The organism is Vibrio sp. Y176 (assembly GCF_033438945.1).
Window position 1 is genome coordinate 1 of the sequence record NZ_JAWOQS010000346.1, and the last position, 803, is coordinate 803.

1 pseudogene is annotated in these 803 nt (G+C 47.3%); it reads left to right on the top strand.

The annotated features are described in order from the left end of the window. Nucleotides 1-120: 120 nt before the first annotated feature. Nucleotides 121-803 (top strand): annotated as a pseudogene (gene cyaA / locus R7O13_RS25980) (adenylate cyclase); the annotation flags it as partial.

Sequence of the window (803 nt, forward strand, 5' to 3'; positions counted from 1 at the left end):
CGAATTACGGGTGGAAAACTTTACCAACTCCAATGAAAGTGTTAAATTGATCACGTTTTTAGGCCGTTTTGGTTTAAAACATCAGCAGATGTCCGTGATTGTTCAACCAAGGAATTACCCTTGCAGGCTTACACCTATACCATCATTCAGCGATTAGACAATTTGAACCAGCAGCGTATCGATCGCGCGCTGGCGCTTATGGATTCGCAAAGCCAGCAAGTTTTCCACTTGATTCCTGCCTTACTGAACTACAATCACCCAGTCATTCCGGGTTACTACGACGCTGACGTTCCATTCGGCGTACACGGGCTTGAACTCAATCCTATCCAACAGCAATTCATCGACGACATACAACTCGCCATTGGTCAGCCACTCAAGACGGCAGAAAAGCCAGCGATCTTGGGCTTATATACCATGGGTAGTACGTCATCGATTGGTCAAAGCACTTCCAGCGATTTAGACATTTGGGTATGTATTTCGCCAGAGATGGATTGCGACGAACGTGAACTGCTCACCAACAAATGTTTGCTGATCACCGATTGGGCGCAAAGCCAAGGGGTGGAAGCGAACTTCTTCTTGATGGATGAAGAGCGTTTTAGAAGTAACCATTCTGAAGAGATGACGGGTGACAACTGCGGTTCCTCACAGCATTTGCTTTTGCTTGATGAGTTCTATCGCAGTGCAGTACGTATCGCTGGCCAGCGCCTGTTATGGCAAATTGTGCCACCAGAAGTGGAAGAGTGTTACGACGAGTACGTTTCTCCATTGTGCAGCGATGGCTATATCGACTTTCGCGCGTGGAT